This window comes from Pseudomonas sp. 3MA1 (assembly GCF_029237275.1).
Lineage (GTDB): Bacteria > Pseudomonadota > Gammaproteobacteria > Pseudomonadales > Pseudomonadaceae > Aquipseudomonas > Aquipseudomonas fluorescens_AP.
Window position 1 is genome coordinate 38,103 of sequence record NZ_JAACFX010000007.1, and the last position, 19,682, is coordinate 57,784.

The 19,682-nt window shown below is 63.6% G+C and carries 14 protein-coding genes; 13 read left to right on the forward strand and 1 reads right to left on the reverse strand.

The window, feature by feature from the left end; translation table 11 throughout:
* Nucleotides 1-39 precede the first annotated feature (39 nt).
* Nucleotides 40-1,164 carry a polysaccharide deacetylase family protein gene (locus GWQ44_RS19115; protein WP_275928052.1) on the reverse strand — a complete coding sequence of 375 codons (1,125 nt, stop codon included), beginning with the start codon at nucleotides 1,162-1,164 and terminating at the stop codon, nucleotides 40-42.
* 169 nt (nucleotides 1,165-1,333) lie between these two features.
* Here GWQ44_RS19115 and yaaA point away from each other — a divergent pair, with 169 nt between their 5' ends.
* The 13 genes from yaaA (at nucleotide 1,334) to GWQ44_RS19180 (ending at nucleotide 19,619) form a co-directional block, all read left to right on the forward strand.
* Entirely contained in the window at nucleotides 1,334-2,113 is a 780-nt protein-coding gene (gene yaaA, locus GWQ44_RS19120) for a peroxide stress protein YaaA (protein ID WP_275928053.1), read from the forward strand.
* Between the two features lie 814 nt (nucleotides 2,114-2,927).
* On the forward strand, nucleotides 2,928-4,244 hold the full coding sequence (locus GWQ44_RS19125) for a nucleotide sugar dehydrogenase (protein WP_275928054.1): 1,317 nt from the start codon (nucleotides 2,928-2,930) through the stop codon (nucleotides 4,242-4,244).
* 91 nt (nucleotides 4,245-4,335) lie between these two features.
* Nucleotides 4,336-5,820 carry a mannuronan synthase gene (gene alg8 / locus GWQ44_RS19130; RefSeq protein ID WP_275928180.1) on the forward strand — a complete coding sequence of 495 codons (1,485 nt, stop codon included), beginning with the start codon at nucleotides 4,336-4,338 and terminating at the stop codon, nucleotides 5,818-5,820.
* A gap of 35 nt (nucleotides 5,821-5,855) precedes the next feature.
* Complete coding sequence (locus GWQ44_RS19135; protein ID WP_275928055.1) at nucleotides 5,856-7,025, forward strand: alginate biosynthesis protein Alg44; 1,170 nt, start codon at nucleotides 5,856-5,858, stop codon at nucleotides 7,023-7,025.
* Between the two features lie 9 nt (nucleotides 7,026-7,034).
* On the forward strand, nucleotides 7,035-8,540 hold the full coding sequence (gene algK / locus GWQ44_RS19140; RefSeq protein ID WP_275928056.1) for an alginate biosynthesis TPR repeat lipoprotein AlgK: 1,506 nt from the start codon (nucleotides 7,035-7,037) through the stop codon (nucleotides 8,538-8,540).
* A 161-nt stretch (nucleotides 8,541-8,701) separates the two neighbouring features.
* The gene (locus GWQ44_RS19145; protein ID WP_275928181.1) at nucleotides 8,702-10,159 is read left to right on the forward strand and encodes an alginate export family protein; all 1,458 of its coding nucleotides are present in this window, start codon (nucleotides 8,702-8,704) and stop codon (nucleotides 10,157-10,159) included.
* Nucleotides 10,160-10,185: 26 nt separating this feature from the next.
* Nucleotides 10,186-11,760, forward strand: coding sequence for a mannuronan 5-epimerase AlgG (gene algG / locus GWQ44_RS19150; RefSeq protein ID WP_275928057.1), 1,575 nt, complete (start codon nucleotides 10,186-10,188; stop codon nucleotides 11,758-11,760).
* Between the two features lie 11 nt (nucleotides 11,761-11,771).
* Entirely contained in the window at nucleotides 11,772-13,232 is a 1,461-nt protein-coding gene (locus tag GWQ44_RS19155) for an alginate O-acetyltransferase (RefSeq protein ID WP_179598024.1), read from the forward strand.
* An 8-nt stretch (nucleotides 13,233-13,240) separates the two neighbouring features.
* Nucleotides 13,241-14,365, forward strand: coding sequence for a mannuronate-specific alginate lyase (locus tag GWQ44_RS19160; RefSeq protein WP_275928058.1), 1,125 nt, complete (start codon nucleotides 13,241-13,243; stop codon nucleotides 14,363-14,365).
* A gap of 212 nt (nucleotides 14,366-14,577) precedes the next feature.
* Complete coding sequence (locus GWQ44_RS19165; protein WP_275928059.1) at nucleotides 14,578-16,128, forward strand: MBOAT family protein; 1,551 nt, start codon at nucleotides 14,578-14,580, stop codon at nucleotides 16,126-16,128.
* 11 nt (nucleotides 16,129-16,139) lie between these two features.
* The gene (locus tag GWQ44_RS19170; RefSeq protein WP_275928060.1) at nucleotides 16,140-17,315 is read left to right on the forward strand and encodes an alginate O-acetyltransferase; all 1,176 of its coding nucleotides are present in this window, start codon (nucleotides 16,140-16,142) and stop codon (nucleotides 17,313-17,315) included.
* Between the two features lie 16 nt (nucleotides 17,316-17,331).
* Nucleotides 17,332-17,988, forward strand: a complete 657-nt coding sequence (locus GWQ44_RS19175) for an alginate O-acetyltransferase AlgF (RefSeq protein ID WP_047335751.1) — start codon at nucleotides 17,332-17,334, stop codon at nucleotides 17,986-17,988.
* A 179-nt stretch (nucleotides 17,989-18,167) separates the two neighbouring features.
* Nucleotides 18,168-19,619, forward strand: coding sequence for a mannose-1-phosphate guanylyltransferase/mannose-6-phosphate isomerase (locus GWQ44_RS19180; RefSeq protein ID WP_275928061.1), 1,452 nt, complete (start codon nucleotides 18,168-18,170; stop codon nucleotides 19,617-19,619).
* The last annotated feature ends 63 nt before the right edge of the window (nucleotides 19,620-19,682 follow it).

Genomic DNA, 19,682 nt, shown 5'->3' on the forward strand with positions numbered 1-19,682 from the left:
TTTCCGCCCACGCCCCGTGTTTCCGGGCACTTGGCGCGTTCAGCGAAACGCGTCCTGACAATCTTCCCAGCCGATGCCGCTCTGCGCGGTCTGCGCCAGCAACCAGGGCAGGCTGGTCTTGACCCCGTCCTGTTTGGCATTGAAGGCAATCACCCCGCGCCGCCACAGCAGCATCAGGGTCAGCACCCGTTGGCCACTGTCCTCGGCCTTGAGTTTACCGGCGCCGTCCTGGGCGTCGATGTCCCACAACGCCACCTGCATGCCCTGGGCATTGAAGAAGCCCTCGGCGTCGGCGCGACGCTGGCCATAGGGTGGGCGGAACAGCGGCACATAGTTTTCCGGCAGCTTGCTCTTCACCAGATCGGCGCTGCGCTGGATCGAGTACTGCCAGTCCTGCCAGTGGCTGTGGGAGCGGAATTCCCAGCCCTGGACCCCGACGCACTGCCGGGAATACAGCGACTGCAGGCTGGCCACCGAGGCCTTGTCGAGGCGGTTCTGGATATCGTTGCCGAGGACGAAGAAGGTCCCGCTGAGATTGGCCTTACGCAGGTAGTTGGTGAGCCAGGGCGTGTTGTCCGGCACCAGGTTGGCGGCGCTGTCGAAGGTCAGCAGAAACAGCCGGTCATTGAGCTCGTCGCCATTGCGCTCGTAATCGCCGAAACGCAGCACCTCGCTGCTGCTCTGCGGGGACAGCGCCGCCTTGCGCAGCAACTCGTCCAGGTACTGCTCGTGGAAGCTGCGGCTGGGCTCGCCCCAACGGGCGTAATAGGAATCCTCGCTGAGCTGGAACTTGCCGGCCTGCTTGCGCAACTGCTGCATGTTTTCCACCAGGAAACAGAACGAAGCGTCCTGATCGCAGCTCTGCTGGGCGAAGTCGTAGTTCTCCAGCAGACGCGTCCACAAATGCTCACGCAGCTCGTTGATCGCCGCCATGTTGATCATGCGCAGGCCCAGACGCTGCTTGAGCGAGGCCTCGTCCCAGGCCTCGCTGACCAGCAAGGCACGGGCAAAGGTCAGGATCTCGGCCCGCGAGGCCACGTCGAACAGGGTCGGGCTGTCGAGCTTTTCCGGCCAGGTGCTGCGATCCAGGGTCGCCACGTCATTGGGCGCCGCCAGCACGCTGACACTCAGGAGCCAGGCCGAGAAGAGAAACGCGATACGCAAAAGGGATGCCTCCAGAACAGAACCCGCGCGGCACTATAGCCGATCCGCCGGGCAACAAAGGCATCCCTAGCCACAACCGGCATCCACCACGCGTCAGCTATCACCTTGATAGGTGGAGTCCCGGCGCCCGAGCCCCTAGAATCCCCCGACGCTTAAAGGAGACGACCCCATGCTGATGGTGATTTCACCCGCCAAGACCCTCGATTACGAAACACCGCCGGTCACCCAGCGCTTTACCCAGCCGCAATACCTCGACCACTCCCAGGAACTGATCCAGCAACTGCGGGAACTGAGCCCGGCGCAGATCAGCGAGCTGATGCACGTATCCGACAAGATCGGCGGCCTGAATGCCGCGCGCTTCGGCAGCTGGACCCCAGCCTTCACCCCGGACAACGCCAAGCAGGCGCTGCTGGCGTTCAAGGGCGATGTCTATACCGGACTCAACGCCGAAACCTTGAGCGAAGCGGACTTCGACTACGCCCAGCAACACCTGCGCATGCTCTCCGGCCTCTACGGCCTGCTGCGCCCCCTGGACCTGATGCAGCCCTACCGCCTGGAAATGGGCACCAAGCTGGCCAACGCCCGGGGCAAGGACCTGTATGCGTTCTGGGGCACCCGCATCAGTGAATGGCTGAACGAGGCCCTGGCCGAACAAGGCGACGACCTGCTGCTCAACCTGGCCTCCAACGAGTACTTCTCGGCGGTCAAGCGCACGGCCCTGAACGCACGGATCATCAACACCGAGTTCAAGGACCTGAAGAACGGCCAGTACAAGATCATCAGCTTCTATGCCAAGAAGGCCCGGGGCCTGATGAGCCGTTTCGTCATCCAGGAACGTATCAACGACCCCGCCCAGCTCAAGCAATTCGACGTCCAGGGCTACCGCTTCAGCGCGGAGCAATCCAAAGCCGACCACCTGGTATTCCTGCGCGACCACGCACCGGAGTAAAGCGTTCCCCTGCCGCGCTCGTTGCCATCCGGCGAGCGCGCCAGAATGTGATCACCCGCACATTCCCCGCCTCTGATCAGCCATTTTTTTGGCGCTATAGAACTTTTCGCGTTTTCCCTAACTTTTCTTTCACTCGACAACAGTGATTTTTTTCAGTAGTGGCACCACTTTTTTTATTCGGTAGTGGCACAAAACTATCCCCGCGCTTCAACTCCCCACAACTAAAGGCCCAAACCTTAAGTGCTATCAGTTTGAAAGCAGTGCCATCTTTCTCACTATTTCAAGAAATTTCGCAAAACAGGATGAGCGGGCCGGAACTATGCCTGCGGACACCGCTCATACCACCGGTAACGATTCTCAACGAGCTTGTAAGAGATGACTTACACGGACTCAGCAGAAACTAATCAAGTTGCGACCGCGGTTTGACCAGCGGGTCACCAACTTGAACTAAAGGGTAAACAACAGGAGATAAGGCGCCACAACTATCCCCTAACGAGCCAAGGAACAGCTGGCCTTCAAGGACCACGAAAATCAACTGGAAATCCCGCATTACGTGGCATCCAGGCCATCCACAGGATTACGGATGGTTTTTTCGAGAAACCTGCAGCAGGAGCCGCCGGCAACATTCAAGGGCAAACCAGAACAACAAGGATCGGTTGTACATAACTTGAGTGCATTTATTTAGTCACTCGGAACTTAGTCTGCCTGCACCCGACACTACAGCGTACTTCGCTGTACTTACGAGTGCGCAACAACAGCTGGCAAACATTAACTCCGGCCATCTAATGGCGTGAATAACACAGAGGTAAATGCGATGCGCATCAGCATATTTGGTTTGGGTTACGTCGGTGCAGTCTGTGCCGGTTGCCTGTCCGCACGGGGCCATGAAGTGGTTGGCGTGGATATCTCGAAAGACAAGATCGACCTGATCAACGCCGGTAAATCGCCGATCGTTGAACCGGGCCTGGGTGAACTTCTGGCACAAGGGATTCAGACCGCTCGTCTGCGCGGCACCACCAACTTCGCCGAAGCCATCCGCGATACCGACCTGTCGATGATCTGCGTCGGCACCCCGAGCAAGAAGAACGGCGACCTGGAACTGGACTACATCGAATCGGTGTGCCGCGAGATCGGTTTCGTCCTGCGCGACAAGGCCACCCGCCACACCATCGTGGTACGCAGTACCGTCCTGCCGGGCACGGTGAAGAACGTGGTGATCCCGATTCTCGAAGACTGCTCGGGCAAGAAGGCCGGGGTGGACTTCGGCGTGGCGGTGAACCCCGAGTTCCTGCGCGAAAGCACCGCGATCAAGGACTACGACTTCCCGCCCATGACCGTCATCGGCCAGTTCGACCAGGCCTCCGGCGATGTGCTGCAAGCGCTGTACGAAGAGCTCGACGCGCCGATCATCCGCAAGGACATCGAAGTCGCCGAGATGATCAAGTACACCTGCAACGTCTGGCACGCGACCAAGGTCACCTTCGCCAACGAGATCGGCAACATCGCCAAGGCAGTGGGTGTGGACGGCCGTGAAGTGATGGACGTGGTCTGCCAGGACAAGACCCTCAACCTGTCCCAGTACTACCTGCGCCCGGGCTTCGCCTTCGGCGGCTCGTGCCTGCCCAAGGACGTGCGCGCCCTGACCTACCGCGCCGGCTCCCTGGACATCGAAGCGCCGCTGCTCAACTCGCTGATGCGCAGCAACGAATCCCAGGTGCAGAACGCCTTCGACATCGTCTCCAGCCACGACAAGCGCAAGGTCGCCCTGCTCGGCCTGAGCTTCAAGGCCGGCACCGATGACCTGCGCGAGAGCCCGCTGGTGGAACTGGCGGAAATGCTCATCGGCAAGGGCTTCGACCTGAGCATCTACGACAGCAACGTCGAGTACGCCCGGGTCCACGGCGCTAACCGCGACTACATCGAGTCGAAGATCCCCCACGTCTCGTCCCTGCTCAACTCGGACTTCGACGCGGTGATCGGCAATTCCGACGTGATCATCCTCGGCAACCGCGACGAGAAGTTCCGCGCCCTGGCCGAAGACGTCCCCCACGGCAAGCAGGTCATCGACCTGGTGGGCTTCATGTCCAAGGCCACCAGCGCCAAGGGCCGTACCGAAGGCATCTGCTGGTAAGGCAGCGGCAAGCTTCGAACCTCCAGCCGCAAGTGAGAGCACCACGCTTGAAGCTTGCGGCTTGGAGCTTGCAACTGATTTTAGGATGCAGATTATGCACAGGCTAAAGCACGGCCTGCTTCAGGCCGCCGGTTGGCTGTTTTACTTGAGTTTGCTGATGGGCATGGCCTTGCTGCTGCCCACCTCGACCTTCGACTCGCAGTCCAAGGACTTCATTTTCCTGATTGGCGCCGTGGGCATCTGGCGCTACTCCATGGGCGCCACGCACTTCGTGCGCGGCATGCTGTTTCTCTACGTGGTCTACCCGCACCTGCGGCGCAAGGTGCGCAAGCTCGGCCGCGCGGCGGACCCGTCCCACGTGTTCCTGATGGTCACCAGCTTTCGCATCGACGCGCTGACCACCGCCCAGGTCTACGGCTCGGTGATCCGCGAAGCCATCGACTGCGGCTTCCCCACCACCGTGGTCTGCTCCATCGTGGAGATGTCCGACGAGCTGCTGGTGAAAAGCCTGTGGGCGCGGATGAACCCGCCGGAGCGGGTCAAGCTGGACTTCGTGCGCATCCCCGGCACCGGCAAGCGTGACGGCCTGGCCTTCGGTTTCCGCGCCATCTCCCGGCACCTGCCGGACAACCGCGCGGTGGTGGCGGTGATCGACGGCGACACCGTGCTCGGCGAAGGCGTGGTACGCAAGACCGTGCCCTGGTTCCAGCTGTTCGACAACGTCGGCGGCCTGACCACCAACGAATTCTGCGAAGTGCGCGGTGGCTACGTGATGAGCGAATGGCACAAGCTGCGCTTCGCCCAGCGCCACATCAACATGTGCTCCATGGCCCTGTCCAAGCGCGTGCTGACCATGACCGGGCGCATGTCGGTGTTCCGCGCCAGCGTGGTCACCGACCCGGACTTCATCGCCGACGTGGAAAGCGACTCCCTGCAGCACTGGCGCCTGGGCCGCTTCAAGTTCCTCACCGGCGACGACAAGTCCAGCTGGTTCAGCCTGATGCGCCTGGGCTACGACACCTTCTACGTGCCCGACGCGGCGATCAACACCGTGGAACACCCGCCGGAAAAGAGCTTCATCAAGGCCAGCCGCAAGCTGATGTTCCGCTGGTACGGCAACAACCTGCGGCAGAACGCCCGGGCACTGGGCCTGGGGATCAAGCGCCTGGGACTGTTCACCAGCGTGGTGCTGTTCGACCAGCGCGTGTCGATGTGGACCTCGCTGCTGGGCCTGACCGTGGCCATCATCGCCAGCGTCAAGTACGGCACCGCCTTCCTCCTGGCCTACCTGCTGTGGATCGGCATCACCCGCCTGATCCTGACCTTGCTGCTGTCCTGCTCGGGGCATCGCATCGGCCCGGCCTACCCCTTGATCCTCTATTACAACCAGATCGTCGGCGCCCTGGTGAAGATCTACGTGTTCTTCCGCCTCGACCAGCAATCCTGGACCCGCCAGGACACCAAACTGACCCGTGATCTCGCCAGCTTTCAACGTTGGTTCAACACCTGGTCGTCTCGAACCATGACCTTCTCCGCCGGCAGCGTGTTCGTCGCCGTGCTGCTGCTGATGGTCTGACCCGACTTGCCTGAATGAACTAGGAAATCGACTCTATGAACACCGCCGTGAACGTCAACGTAGTGCATGAATCCGAAGCCCAACGCCAGCACGCCCGGGTCAAGATCCCGGCCAAGCTGCGCTTCTTCGGCAACGAGGCCAAGCCCCTGGAAGTGCGGGTCCACGACCTCTCCGCCGGCGGCCTGAGCTTCAACGCCGGGCAGCAGATGCTGACCGTGGGGGCCGTGCACAAGGGCCGCCTGCAATTTGTCATCGACAACCTCGGCCTGGCCATGGACGTGGAATTGCAGATCCGCTCCTTCGATCGCCAGAGCGGCCGCGTCGGCTGCCAGTTCCAGAACCTCGAACCCCAGGACATCTCCACCCTGCGCCACCTGATCACCTCGCACCTGGCCGGCGACATCGTCAGCATGGGCGACGTGCTCGCCACCCTGCAGCGCGACAACTTCACCAAGGCGCGCAAGACCAAGGACAGCGGCAGCGGCATGACCGCCATGGGCCGCCTGCGGGCCGTGACCTTCAGCGCCGGGATCTTCATCGTCGGCCTGGCCGCCTTCGGCTTTGTGCTCAAATCGGTGTACGGCATGTACTTCGTCAGCCACGCCCAGGCCGGGCTGGTCAACGTCCCCGGCATGAACGTCACCATGCCCCGCGACGGCACCGTGCAAAGCCTGGTGCAGACCGACGGCAGCGTGGCCAAGGGCGCGCCCCTGGCCAGTTTCAGCACCAGCATGCTGGACGTGCTCAAGGGCCACCTGGACGAAAACCAGCTGCAACCGGCCAAGGTCGAGGAGCTGTTCGGCAAGCAGATGACCGGCACCCTGACCTCCCCCTGCGACTGCACCGTGGCCCAGCAGCTGGTGGCCGACGGGCAGTACGCGAGCAAGGGCGACGTGATCTTCCAACTGGTGCCAAAGGCCAGTCAGGCCACTGTCGAGGCGCGCTTCTCCTACCGCCAGTTCGGCGACGTGCGCCCGGGCACCAAGGTCAACTTCCAGATCGCCGGCGAGGATGAAGTGCGCACCGGCACCATCGTCAGCAGCGCCAGCCTCAACAGCAGCGACCTGTCCTCCGACATCCGCGTGCAGATCAAGCCCGACGCGCCGCTGAGCAGCGCCTTCGCCGGGCGCCCGGTGGAAGTCAGCAGCGACCGCGGCCCGTCGATGAACTGGCTGATCGACAAAGCCATGGCCGCGGGTCTCTGAGCGGAGGACATGCCTGTGACTAGCCTTTTCATTGGCGAATGCTGCGCACTCGATCGCGAGCAAGCTCGCGCCTGCCAGAACACAGCCGCCCCCTGTAGGAGCGAGCTTGCTCGCGAAAGCTCGCAAGGCCGCCGCCATCTGGCCCTGTGCTCCCTGGCGCTGGCCCTGAGCCTGGCCGGTTGCGCCGGCCTGCCGGACCAGCGCCTGGCCAACGAAGCCCTGAAGCGCGGCGACACCGCCCTGGCCCAGCAGAACTACCGCCAACTGGCGGACCTGGGCTACAGCGAGGCGCAAGTGGGCCTGGCCGACATCCAGGTGGAAAGCCGCGACCCGGCGCAGATCCAGCAGGCCGAGGCCACCTACCGCGCTGCGGCCGATACTTCGCCCCGGGCCCAGGCGCGCCTGGGCCGCCTGCTGGTGGCCAAGCCCGGTTCCACCGAGGCCGAGCAGCACGAAGCCGAAGGCCTGTTGAAAAAAGCCTTTGCCAACGGTGAAGGCAACACCCTGATTCCCCTGGCGATGCTGTACCTGCAATACCCCCACAGCTTCCCCAACGTCGATGCCCAGCAGCAGATCAGCCAATGGCGCGCCTCCGGCTACCCGGAAGCCGGGCTGGCCCAGGTCCTGCTGTACCGCACCCAGGGCAGCTACGACCAGCACCTGGCCGAGGTGGAAAGCATCTGCAAGGCCGCCCTCAACAGCAGCGACATCTGCTACGTCGAACTGGCCACCGTTTATCAAAAGCGCGGCCAGCCAGAGCAGCAGGCCGAGCTGATCAAGCAACTGCAGGCCGGCTACAGCCGTGGCAGCGTCAGTGCCCAACGGGTCGACAGCGTGGCCCGGGTGCTGGGCGATGCCAGCCTCGGCAAGCCCGACGAAAAGACCGCCCAGGCCCTGCTGGAACAGGTCGCCCCCGGCTACCCGGCGTCCTGGGTCAGCCTGGCGCAACTGCTCTACGACTTCCCCGAGCTGGGCGACGTCGAGCAGATGATGGAATACCTGGAGAACGGCCGCGCCGCCGACCAGCCCCGGGCCGAACTGCTGCTGGGCAAGCTCTACTACGAAGGCAAGTGGGTGCCGGCGGACGCGAAAGTGGCCGAGGCGCATTTCCAGAAAGCCGTGGGCCGGGAAGTCGCCGCCGACTACTACCTGGGGCAGATCTACCGCCGTGGCTACCTGGGCCAGGTGTACCCGCAAAAAGCCCTGGACCACCTGCTGACCGCCGCGCGCAACGGCCAGAACAGCGCCGACTTCGCCATTGCCCAGCTGTTTTCCCAGGGCCGCGGCACCCAGCCCAACCCGGTCAACGCCTACGTCTTCAGCCAGCTGGCCAAGGTCCAGGACACGCCCCAGGCCAACGAACTGGCCCAGCAGCTGGAACAACAACTGCCCCCCGGCCAGCGCGCCGAAGCCCAGCGCCTGCTGCAACAGGAACAGGCGGTGCGTGGCGCCCTGACCCAGAACACGCTGCAACTGCACGCCCTGCAGGAAGAAGACGGCGAGGAATCCCTATGAAGCTCAGCCCATACAACACAAACCCTGTAGCCGCTGCCGCAGGCTGCGACCGAGCGCGAAGCGCTCGCCACGCCAGCCCTCGCAAATCGCGGCCGCTGCGCGACCGGGCACACCCCGCCGCCACAATCACAGGCAAGCGCTTGTGCCTGTCGAAACTGGGCATGGCCCTGGGTTTTGCCATGCTCTGGTCCAACCCGACCCTGGCCGCCCTCACCGACACCCGGAACTTCGGCCTGGAAGTGAAGATCACCGGCCAGTCCGAGGACGACCGCGACCTCGGTACCCAGCGCGGCGGCGACGTCAACGGCATCGGCCTCGACCTGCGGCCCTGGGTCTATGGCGAAAGCGGCAACTGGAGCGCCTACGCCATGGGCCAGGCCGTGACCGCCAGCGACGTGATCGAAACCGACACCCTGCAACAGTCCGGCGACGACGCCAGCCAGCAGTCCAGCAACGATGACCGCAAGACCCAGAAGAGCTACCTGGCCATGCGCGAGTTCTGGGTCGGCTACAGCGGCTTCACCGCCTACCCCGGCGAGCAGTTGAAGTTCGGCCGCCAGCGCCTGCGCAACGACGACGGCCAGTGGCGCGACACCAATATCGAGGCGCTGAACTGGACCTTCGATACCACCCTGCTGCGGGCCAACGTCGGCGCCGCCGAGCGCTTCAGCGAATACCGCACCGACCTCAAGGAACTGGCGCCCAAGGACAAGGACCGCCTGCACCTGTACGCCGACGCCGCCTACCAGTGGACCCCCGGCCAGTGGGTGGGCATCCGCGCCCACCACACCCACGACGACGGCAAGCTCGACTATGCCCAGCCCGGCGTGGCCAGCGACCCGCTGGACAAGAAGCAGAACGGCGACCTGACCTGGCTCGGCCTGCAAGCCAACAGCGACGCCTACAACTTTCGCAACACCAATACCGTCAACTATTGGGCCAGCCTCACCGGCATGCGCGGCGACCGCGACACGGTCAACCCGCTGAATGCCGACGGCAGCCGCCCGGCCCAGGCCAAGCGCGGCGACAACCTCGACGGCTGGGCCACCGACCTGGGCGTGCGCCTGCGCCTGGACCCGAACTGGCAAGTGGGCGCGGCCTACGCCCGGGCCAGCGCCGAGTACGAGCAGAACGGCCTGGAAAGCAACCGCTCCAACTACACCGGTACCCGCTCCCGGGTGCACCGCTTCGGCGAAGCCTTCCGCGGCGAAATGAACAACACCCAGAGCGCTACCCTGTTCGGCTCCTGGCAACTGCGCGAGGACTACGACGCCAGCCTGGTCTACCACAAGTTCTGGCGCGTGGACGGCAACAAGCCGGTGGGCAGCAACGGCATCAACGCGGTGGACAACCACTACGACGACGCCACCGGCGCCCTGCTCAGCAGCACCGCGCTGCCCCTGCAGGACGGCAAGAAGGACCTCGGCCAGGAGCTGGACCTGGTGGTCACCAAGTACTTCAAGCAAGGCTTGCTGCCGGCGGCCCTGAGCCAGTCGATCGACGAACCCTCGGCCCTGGTGCGGTTTCGCGGCGGCGTATTCAAGCCCGGCGACGCCTACGGCAAAGAGGTCGACTCCTACATGCACCGCGCCTTTATCGACGTGATCTGGCGCTTCTGATGCACGCCGCGAAGGGAGTCCCCACGATGAACTACTACCCTCACCACCGCCGCCTGAGCCTGCTGGCCGGTGCCCTGCTGCTGGCCAGCAGCGCCGCCTTCGCCAGCGTCGAAACGGCCAAGGCACCGATCGTCGCCAAGGGCCTGCAGCAGGCCAAGACCTACACCGTCAGCAGCGCGCCCACCGAACCCCTGGCCCTGGCCAAGCCGACCCTGCCGGACCTCTCCGGCTACACCGCCGAAGCCGTCGCGGCAAAGATCGTGCGCAGCCAGCCGGGCAAGATCAGCGTGCGCCGGATGATGCAGGAAGACGCCCTGAAGGACTTTATCGGCGGCGACAACAAGATGGCCGAATGGGTGGTGCGCCAGCACGGCATCCCCCAGGCGATCTTTATCGACGACGGTTACATCAACCTCAAGGACCTGGCCAAGAAACTGCCCAAGCAGTACATCAGCGAGACTGCGCCCGGGGTCTACCTGGCCCGCGTGCCGATCGTCGTCGGCCGCCACGGCATTCTCGAAATCGACAAACAGACCCGGGAGCTGCGCCTGTCCCAGGAAGGTGGCTCGTTCCTGGTCAACGACGGCCAGCTGTTCGTGCGTGACACCCAGGTCACCGGCTGGCGCGAACAGGACAACGGCCCGGCGACCTTCCGTTCGCCCAAGGAATTCCGCCCGTTCCTGCTGGCCTGGGGCGGCACCGAGACTTACATCGTCAACAGCCAGATGGCCAGCTTCGGCTACGCCAACTCCAAGTCCTACGGGGTGAGCATTTCCCAGTACACGCCGAACATGGCCAAGGTGCTCAAGCGCCCCGAGCCCACCGGCTGGATCATCGGCTCGACCTTCTCGGACATGTGGTACGGCTTCTACTGCTACGAAACCCGGGATTTTGTGCTCAAGGGCAACACCTATAAGGACAACATCGTCTACGGCATCGACCCCCACGACCGCTCCCACGGCCTGATCATTGCCGACAACACCGTCCACGGCACCAAGAAGAAGCACGGCATCATCATTTCCCGGGAAGTGAACGACAGCTTCATCTTCAACAACCGCAGTTACGACAACCACCTCTCGGGGCTGGTGATCGACCGTAACAGCGTCAACAACCTGATCGCCTACAACGAGATCTACCGCAACCACAGCGACGGCATCACCCTCTACGAGAGTGCCGACAACCTGATCTACGCCAACAAGGTGATCAGCAACCGCCGCCACGGCATCCGCATTCGCAACAGCGTGAACATCCGCCTCTACGAAAACATCGCCATGGCCAACGGCCTGACCGGGGTCTTCGGCCACATCAAGGACCTCTCCGACACCGACCGCGACATCAAGCTCGACCCGTTCGACGCCCAGGTTTCGCTGATCGTGGTCGGCGGCGAGCTGGCGGCCAACGGCAGCGGGCCGATGTCCATCGACTCGCCGCTGAGCGTGGAGCTGTACCGGGTGTCGATGCTGGCGCCGACCAAAAGCAGCGGCATCAGCTTCTCTGGGGTCCTGGGCGAACGCCAGGATGAAATTCTCGACCTGCTGGTGCGCCAGCAGAAGGCCGTGCTGATCGACCCCGTCGAACGCCAGACCGAAATGCGCGATTGAGGATGACTTGCATGCACCCACACTGGATCAAACTCCTGGGCCTGTCGGCCCTGACCGCGGGGCTTCTCGCCGCCAGCGCCGGCGCCCGCGCCGACGGGGCCAGCGCGCCGAGCGCCGCCCCCAGCTTCAAGGCCGAGCCGTGCTGCAACCTGTGCCCGGCCGCCCACGATGCGAAGAACTACGTGACCCGCTACCAGCAGAACTTCACCACCCTGGTGCAAGCCCAGGGCGACTGGCTGTTCCGCACCCAGGAAGATTTGCGCACCGAATTTGACACCACCCCTGAAGGCTACCGCCGCCTCAAGCAGTTGCACCAAGCCTTCAAGAGCAAGGGCGTGGAACTGGTGCTGGTCTATCAGCCGACTCGCGGCCTGGTGAACCGCAACAAGCTCAACCCGGCGGAGAAAGCCCGCTTCGACTACGACAAGGCGCTGAGCAACTACAAGGCCATGCTCGGGCGCTTCGCGCAGATGGGCTACGTGGTGCCGGACCTGTCGCCGCTGACCAACGAACAACTGCCCGAGACCCTGCCGGCCCACGACTTCTACTTCCGCGGCGACCAGCACTGGACCCCTTATGGCGCCCAGCGCACGGCGAAGATCGTCGCCGACAAGGTCAAGCAACTGCCGGCCTTCGCCGACATTCCGCGGCGTGAATTCGAAACCCACAAGTCCGGGCGCATGGGCAAGACCGGCACCCTGCACAACATGGCCGGCCAGCTGTGCGGCACCAGCTACGCCATCCAGTACATGGACCAGTTCACCACCGAGCCCAAGGGCGAGGCCGGCGACGGCGACCTGTTCGGTGATTCCGGCAACCCGCAGATCACCCTGGTGGGCACCAGCCACAGCGGTAAGAACTACAACTTCGCCGGCTTCCTCGAAGAGGCCATCGGCGCCGACATCCTCAACGTCGCCTTCCCCGGCGGCGGCCTGGAAGGCTCGATGCTGCAATACCTGGGCAGCGACGAATTCCAGAAGAGCCCGCCGAAGATCCTGATCTGGGAATTCTCGCCGCTGTACCGCCTGGACCAGGAAACCATCTACCGGCAGATGATGGCCCTGCTGGACAACGGCTGCGAAGGCAAGGACGCGCAGATGAGCGCCAGCACCACCCTCAAGCCGGGCAAGAACGAACTGCTGGTCAACAGCAAGAACCTGGACCTGCGCAACAGCGGCCACCAGGTCGACATCCGCTTCGCCGACACCTCGGTGAAAACCCTGCAAGCCACCCTCTGGTACATGAACGGCCGCCACGAGGACATCAAGATCGAAAAACCGGAAACGTCCGACACCGACGGGCGCTTCGCCTTCGAACTGCGCACCGACGAAGACTGGGCCACGCAGAACCTGCTGGCGGTCGAGATCCAGGGCCCGGAAGCAGGCACTGCGGGGCAGAAGGTCGAAGCGAAAATTTGCAAACGCAACGTATTCCCGAGCGCCGAGCAACGCACCGCGCAGATCGGGCAATGAGGTTACCTATGCAAAGCACAGACTTGAAACGCTTGTTGATACCCAGCCTGCTAGCGCTGGCCATGGTCACCGGCAGCGCCCAGGCCGCCGCGCCGCTGCGTCCGCCCCAGGGCTATTACGCCCCGGTGGACAAGTTCAAAAGCGGTGACCACAGCGAAGGCTGCGACGCCATGCCGGCGCCCTACACCGGCGCCCTGCAGTTTCGCAGCAAGTACGAAGGCTCGGACAAGGCCCGGGCCACCCTCAACCTGCAGTCCGAACAGGCCTTTCGCGACACCACCGCCGACATCACCAAGATCGAGCGCGGCACCAGCAAGCGGGTCATGCAGTTCATGCGCGACGGCCGCCCGGAACAGCTGGACTGCACCCTCGCCTGGCTCAGCGCCTGGGCCCAGGCCGACGCGCTGATGTCCAAGGACTTCAACCACACCGGCAAATCGATGCGCAAATGGGCCCTGGGCAGCATGGCCTCGGCCTACCTGCGGCTGAAGTTCTCCGACTCCCACCCCCTGGCCACCCACCAGGAACAGGCGCAGAAGATCGAGGCCTGGTTCAGCAAGATGGCCGACCAGGTGGTCAGCGACTGGGACAACCTGCCCCTGGACAAGACCAACAACCACTCCTACTGGGCCGCCTGGTCGGTGATGGCCACCGCCGTGGCCACCAACCGCCGCGACCTGTTCGACTGGGCGGTCAAGGAATACAAGGTGGGCGCCAACCAGGTCGATGCCGACGGCTTCTTGCCCAACGAACTCAAGCGCCAGCAACGGGCCCTGGCCTACCACAACTACGCCCTGCCGCCTTTGGCGATGATCGCCAGCTTCGCCCAGGTCAACGGCGTCGACCTGCGCCAGGAAAACAACAGCGCCCTCAAGCGTCTGGGCGAACGGGTGCTGGCCGGGGTCAAGGACCCGGAGCTTTTCGAGCAGAAGAATGGCAAGAAACAGGACATGACCGACCTCAAGGTCGACTCGAAATTCGCCTGGCTGGAACCCTTCTGCAGCCTCTACACCTGCGCTCCAGAGACATTGGAGCGCAAGCACAAGATGCAACCGTTCAAGACTTTCCGCCTGGGTGGCGACCTGACCAAGGTCTACGACCCGGCTCATGAAAAGGGCAGCACAAACCCGTAGCACCTGAACCTGTAGCCGCTGCCGAGGCACGAGGCTGCGACGCGGTCCGCAGGACCGCCCCCAGGGGCCGCTTCGCAGCCCATCGCAGCCTCGTACCTCGGCAGCGGCTACAGAGAGCGTCATCAATGCAATACGCCTCCCACGGTTTTTTTCAGTGGGGGGTTTGGGGGGGCTCCGGCCTCTGACTATTGGTTAAACATGGAGAGATCGGGATGGTTTTCTCATCCAATGTGTTCCTGTTCCTGTTCCTGCCGATCTTTCTCGGCTTGTACTACTTGAGCGGGCAACGCTATCGCAACCTGCTGCTGCTGATCGCCAGCTATGTGTTCTATGCCTGGTGGCGCGTGGACTTCCTGGCGCTGTTCGCCGGGGTCACCCTGTGGAACTACTGGATCGGCCTGAAAGTCGGCGCCGCCGGTGTGCGCACCAAGCCGGCCCAGCGCTGGCTGCTGCTGGGGGTGGCGGTGGACCTGTGCATCCTCGGCTACTTCAAGTACGCCAACTTCGGCGTCGACAGCATCAACGCCATCATGACCTCCATGGGGCTTGAGCCGTTCATCCTGACCCACGTGCTGCTGCCGATCGGCATCTCGTTCTACATCTTCGAGTCCATCAGCTACATCATCGACGTCTACCGTGGCGACACCCCGGCCACCCGCAACCTGATCGACTTCGCGGCGTTCGTGGCGATCTTCCCGCACCTGATCGCCGGTCCGGTCCTGCGCTTTCGTGATCTGGCGGAGCAGTTCAACCACCGTACCCACACCCTGGACAAGTTCTCCGAAGGCTGCACGCGGTTCATGCAGGGTTTCATCAAGAAGGTGTTCATCGCCGACACCCTGGCGGTGGTCGCCGACCATTGCTTCGCCCTGCACAACCCCACCACGGGCGATGCCTGGCTCGGCGCCCTGGCCTACACCGCGCAGCTGTACTTCGACTTCTCCGGCTACAGCGACATGGCCATCGGCCTGGGCTTGATGATGGGTTTTCGCTTCATGGAAAACTTCAAGCAGCCCTATATCAGCCAGTCGATCACCGAGTTCTGGCGGCGCTGGCACATCAGCCTGTCCACCTGGCTGCGGGACTACCTGTACATCACCCTGGGCGGCAACCGCAAAGGCACCCTGATCACCTACCGCAACCTGTTTTTGACCATGCTCCTGGGCGGCCTGTGGCACGGCGCCAACTTCACCTACATCGTCTGGGGCGCCTGGCACGGCATGTGGCTGGCCATCGAAAAGGCCCTGGGCATCAACACCACCCCACGCAGCCTGAACCCGATCCGCTGGGCCCTGACCTTCCTGCTGGTGGTGATGGGCTGGGTGATCTTCCGCGCCGAGAACCTGCACGTGGCCGGGCGCATGTACGGCGCCATGTTCAGCTTTGGCGACTGGTCGCTGTCGGAACTCAACCGCGCCAGCCTCACCGGCCTGCAAGTGGCGACCCTGATCCTGGCCTACGCCACCCTGGCGTTCTTCGGCCTGCGTGACCTGTACCGCAACCCGGCGCCGGTCAAGGCCAAGCCCGACGACGGCCCGGCCAGCGCCCAGCCCGGCCTGATCAAGGCGGTGCCCGGGGACAAGCCCGGCAGCATTCACCAGCCGGGCTACATCGTCGGCACCGAGGCCCAGGTGCAACCGGCCTACTGGAGCGCCGACTGGTCGCGCTACGCCATGCGCGCCCTGGTGCTGCTGCTGTTCATTGCCTCGATTCTCAAACTCTCGGCGCAAAGCTTCTCGCCGTTCCTTTACTTCCAGTTCTGAGGGATCTGCCCATGACCCGCTCATTACGTGTGTTCTACATCGCCCTGTTCCTGCTGACCCTGCTGGTGCTGGGGCTGTGGTCGGTGCGCAGCTTCTTCGGCTTCAGTACCAACAACGACGCCACCGTGCTCAACGGGCGCTGGGCCAAGGCCGTGGAAACCCACTACGACGACCAGTTCCCGATCAAGCGCCTGGGCACCAACCTGTGGGCCGCCCTGGACTTCAAGCTGTTCAACGAGGGCCGCCCCGGGGTGGTGCTGGGCCGCGACCAGTGGCTGTACAGCGATGAAGAGTTCAACCCGGTGGTCAACGAGGAGCTCAATCTGCAGGGCAACTACGCCCTGGTGGAAGGCGTGCGCCAGACCTTGAAGGCGCACGGGGTGAAACTGGTGATGGCCATCGTCCCGGCCAAAGCCCGGCTGTACCCGGAACACCTGGACGAAGTGCGCCCGGCACGGATCCACGCCAACCTCTACCAGGACTTCCACGCCCGGGTCGCCGCCGACAAGATTCTCGCTCCCGACCTGCTGGGGCCCCTGCAACAGGCCAAGCAACAGGGCCAGCCAGTGTTCCTGCGCACCGACACCCACTGGACCCCGGCCGGCGCCGAAGTCGTCGCCCGCCAGTTGGCCCAGGCCATCGCCGCCAAGACCCCGCTCAGCGGCCCGCCACAACGCTTCGTCACCGAGACCCTGGAGACGGTGAAGCACCAGGGCGACCTGCGGCGCTTCCTGCCCCTGGACCCGCTGTTCGACAACCTGATGCCCGCCGCAGAGCCGCTGCAAAAGCGCGTGACCCGCGCCAGCGGGGAACAGCCGGCCGCCGACGATGCGCTGTTCGCCGACCACGAAGTACCCGTGACCCTGGTGGGCACCAGCTACAGCGCCAACCCCAACTGGAACTTCGTCGGCGCCCTGAAACAGGCCCTGCACAGCGACGTGCTGAGCTACGCCGAAGACGGCCACGGGCCGATCCTGCCGATGCTCAGCTACCTGAAAAGCGACGACTTCAAGAACCACCCGCCCCAGGTGCTGATCTGGGAATTCCCTGAACGTTATCTGCCTGTGAACAACGAAATCGGCGACGCCGACCCGCAGTGGGTCGCAGAACTCAAGCAAGCCGGTGCTCGCCAACAGAACCTAGCTGTTAACACCAAATCCGAGACGCCCGACCGGGCGCAAAACTGAAAAAGAGGTAACACTCATGACTTTCATCACTACTCCTCGTCGTCTCGCCCAAGCAATCACCCTGGCTGCCGGCATGAGCGTCCTGTCCCTGTCGGCCTTCGCCGGTGGCGACGCCGCCCTGTACGGCCCCACCGCGCCCAAGGGCTCGACCTTCGTGCGCCTGTACAACGCCAGCAACAGCGAAGTCAGCGCCACGGTGGGCAGCACCAACGTCAATGACGTCGCGCCCCTGGCCAGCAGCGACTTCAGCTTCATGCCCGGCGGCGACTACACCGCCAAGGTGGGCAGCCAGAGCGTGCCGGTGAAACTGGCCGCCGATCACTATTACACCCTGGTCAACAACGCCAGCGGCCAGCCGCAACTGATCGAAGAACCGCCGTTCAAGAACAAGCAGAAATCCCTGGTACGGGTGCAGAACCTCAGCGACCAGGCCCTGACCCTGAAGACCGCCGACGGCAAGACCGACGTGGTCAAGGCGGTGGCCGCCAAGGGCCGCGGCGAGCGCGAAATCAACCCGGTGAAGGTCAGCTTCGCCCTGTATGACGGCGAGAAAAAGGTCAGCGACCTCAAGCCCGTGGCCCTGGAGCGCGGCGAAGCGGCGGTGCTCTACGTCACCGGCAACGGCAGCAACCTGTCGCCGGTGTGGGTGAAACGCCCCGTCTCCACCCGCTAAGACCTGTAGCCGCTGCCGAGGCCCGAGGCTGCGACGCGGTCCGCTGGACCGCCCTCAGGGGCCGCTTCGCAGCCCATCGCAGCCTCGTACCTGGGCAGCGGCTACACCGAGACAAAAACAAGAGTGAAACGACAGAACGCAGTAGCTCTAACCCATACGATGTTTGAAGGAGTAACAACATGATTCCGGTGATCTTGTCAGGTGGTAGCGGCTCACGTCTTTGGCCGCTTTCGCGCAAGCAATTCCCCAAGCAATTCCTCGCCCTGACCGGCGAACACACTTTGTTCCAGCAAACCCTGGAGCGCCTGGTATTCGAAGGCATGGACACCCCCATCGTGGTCTGCAACAAGGACCACCGCTTCATCGTCAACGAGCAACTGGCGGCGCGTAAGCTCGAATCCCAACGCATCCTCATGGAGCCGTTCGGCCGCAACACCGCCCCGGCCGTGGCCCTGACCGCGATGATGCTGGTCAACGAAGGCCGCGACGAGCTGATGCTGGTGCTGCCCGCCGACCACGTCCTCGACGACCAGAAAGCCCTGCAACGAGCCCTGGCCCTGGCCACAGTGGCCGCGGAGCGTGGCGAAATGGTGCTGTTCGGCGTTACGGCGACCAAGCCGGAAACCGGCTACGGCTACATCAAGTCCGCCAACGACGCCCTGCTGCCGGAAGGCATCAGCCGGGTCGCGCAGTTCGTCGAAAAGCCCGACGAAAAACGCGCTAACGAATTCGTCCAGGCCGGCGGCTACTTCTGGAACAGCGGCATGTTCCTGTTCCGCGCCAGCCGCTTCCTCGAAGAACTGAAGAAACACGACCCGGACATCTACGACACCTGCCTCTTGACCCTGGAACGCAGCCAGCAAGACCCGGACACCGTGACCATCGACGAAGCCACCTTCGCCTGCTGCCCGGACAACTCCATCGACTACGCGGTGATGGAAAAGACCCAGCGCGCCTGCGTGGTGCCCCTGAGCGCCGGCTGGAGCGATGTGGGCTGCTGGTCGTCGCTGTGGGACGTGCATGAAAAGGACGCCAACGGCAACGTCAGCAAGGGCGATGTGGTGATCCAGGACAGCAAGAACTGCATGATCCACGGCAACGGCAAACTGGTGTCGGTGATCGGCCTGGAAAACATCGTGGTGGTGGAAACCAAGGACGCCATGATGATTGCCCACAAGGACAAGGTCCAAGGGGTGAAACAGATGGTCAACACCCTCAACGAACAGGGCCGCAGCGAAACCCAGAACCACTGCGAGGTCTACCGCCCGTGGGGTTCCTACGACTCCGTGGACATGGGCGGGCGCTTCCAGGTCAAGCACATCTCGGTCAAGCCGGGGGCCTGCCTGTCGCTGCAGATGCACCACCACCGCGCCGAACACTGGATCGTGGTCAGCGGCACCGCCGAAGTCACCTGTGACGAGAACGTGTTCCTGCTCACCGAGAACCAGTCCACCTACATCCCGATTGCCTCGGTGCACCGCCTGCGCAACCCGGGCAAGATCCCGCTGGAGATCATCGAAGTGCAATCGGGCAGCTACCTGGGCGAAGACGATATCGAGCGCTTTGAAGATATCTACGGCCGCTCGACGCCGGTGGAACGTGGCGTCTCGGTGAAAACCATCGCGCAGTAAGCGCAGCGGCAAGTTTCAAGCGGCAAGCTGCAAGTAAAAGCAGGGAGTCGTGCTAGCAAGACC

Bases quoted from the DNA above. Each gene is read 5' to 3' on its own strand.
- GWQ44_RS19145 (WP_275928181.1), top strand. From the start codon at position 8,702: ATGGCCCTGGGTTTTGCCATGCTCTGGTCCAACCCGACCCTGGCCGCC.
- GWQ44_RS19165 (WP_275928059.1), top strand. From the start codon at position 14,578: ATGGTTTTCTCATCCAATGTGTTCCTGTTCCTGTTCCTGCCGATCTTT.
- GWQ44_RS19175 (WP_047335751.1), top strand. From the start codon at position 17,332: ATGACTTTCATCACTACTCCTCGTCGTCTCGCCCAAGCAATCACCCTG.
- GWQ44_RS19160 (WP_275928058.1), top strand. From the start codon at position 13,241: ATGCAAAGCACAGACTTGAAACGCTTGTTGATACCCAGCCTGCTAGCG.
- GWQ44_RS19170 (WP_275928060.1), top strand. From the start codon at position 16,140: ATGACCCGCTCATTACGTGTGTTCTACATCGCCCTGTTCCTGCTGACC.
- algG (WP_275928057.1), top strand. From the start codon at position 10,186: ATGAACTACTACCCTCACCACCGCCGCCTGAGCCTGCTGGCCGGTGCC.
- GWQ44_RS19125 (WP_275928054.1), top strand. From the start codon at position 2,928: ATGCGCATCAGCATATTTGGTTTGGGTTACGTCGGTGCAGTCTGTGCC.
- yaaA (WP_275928053.1), top strand. From the start codon at position 1,334: ATGCTGATGGTGATTTCACCCGCCAAGACCCTCGATTACGAAACACCG.
- GWQ44_RS19180 (WP_275928061.1), top strand. From the start codon at position 18,168: ATGATTCCGGTGATCTTGTCAGGTGGTAGCGGCTCACGTCTTTGGCCG.
- GWQ44_RS19155 (WP_179598024.1), top strand. From the start codon at position 11,772: ATGCACCCACACTGGATCAAACTCCTGGGCCTGTCGGCCCTGACCGCG.
- algK (WP_275928056.1), top strand. From the start codon at position 7,035: ATGCCTGTGACTAGCCTTTTCATTGGCGAATGCTGCGCACTCGATCGC.
- GWQ44_RS19135 (WP_275928055.1), top strand. From the start codon at position 5,856: ATGAACACCGCCGTGAACGTCAACGTAGTGCATGAATCCGAAGCCCAA.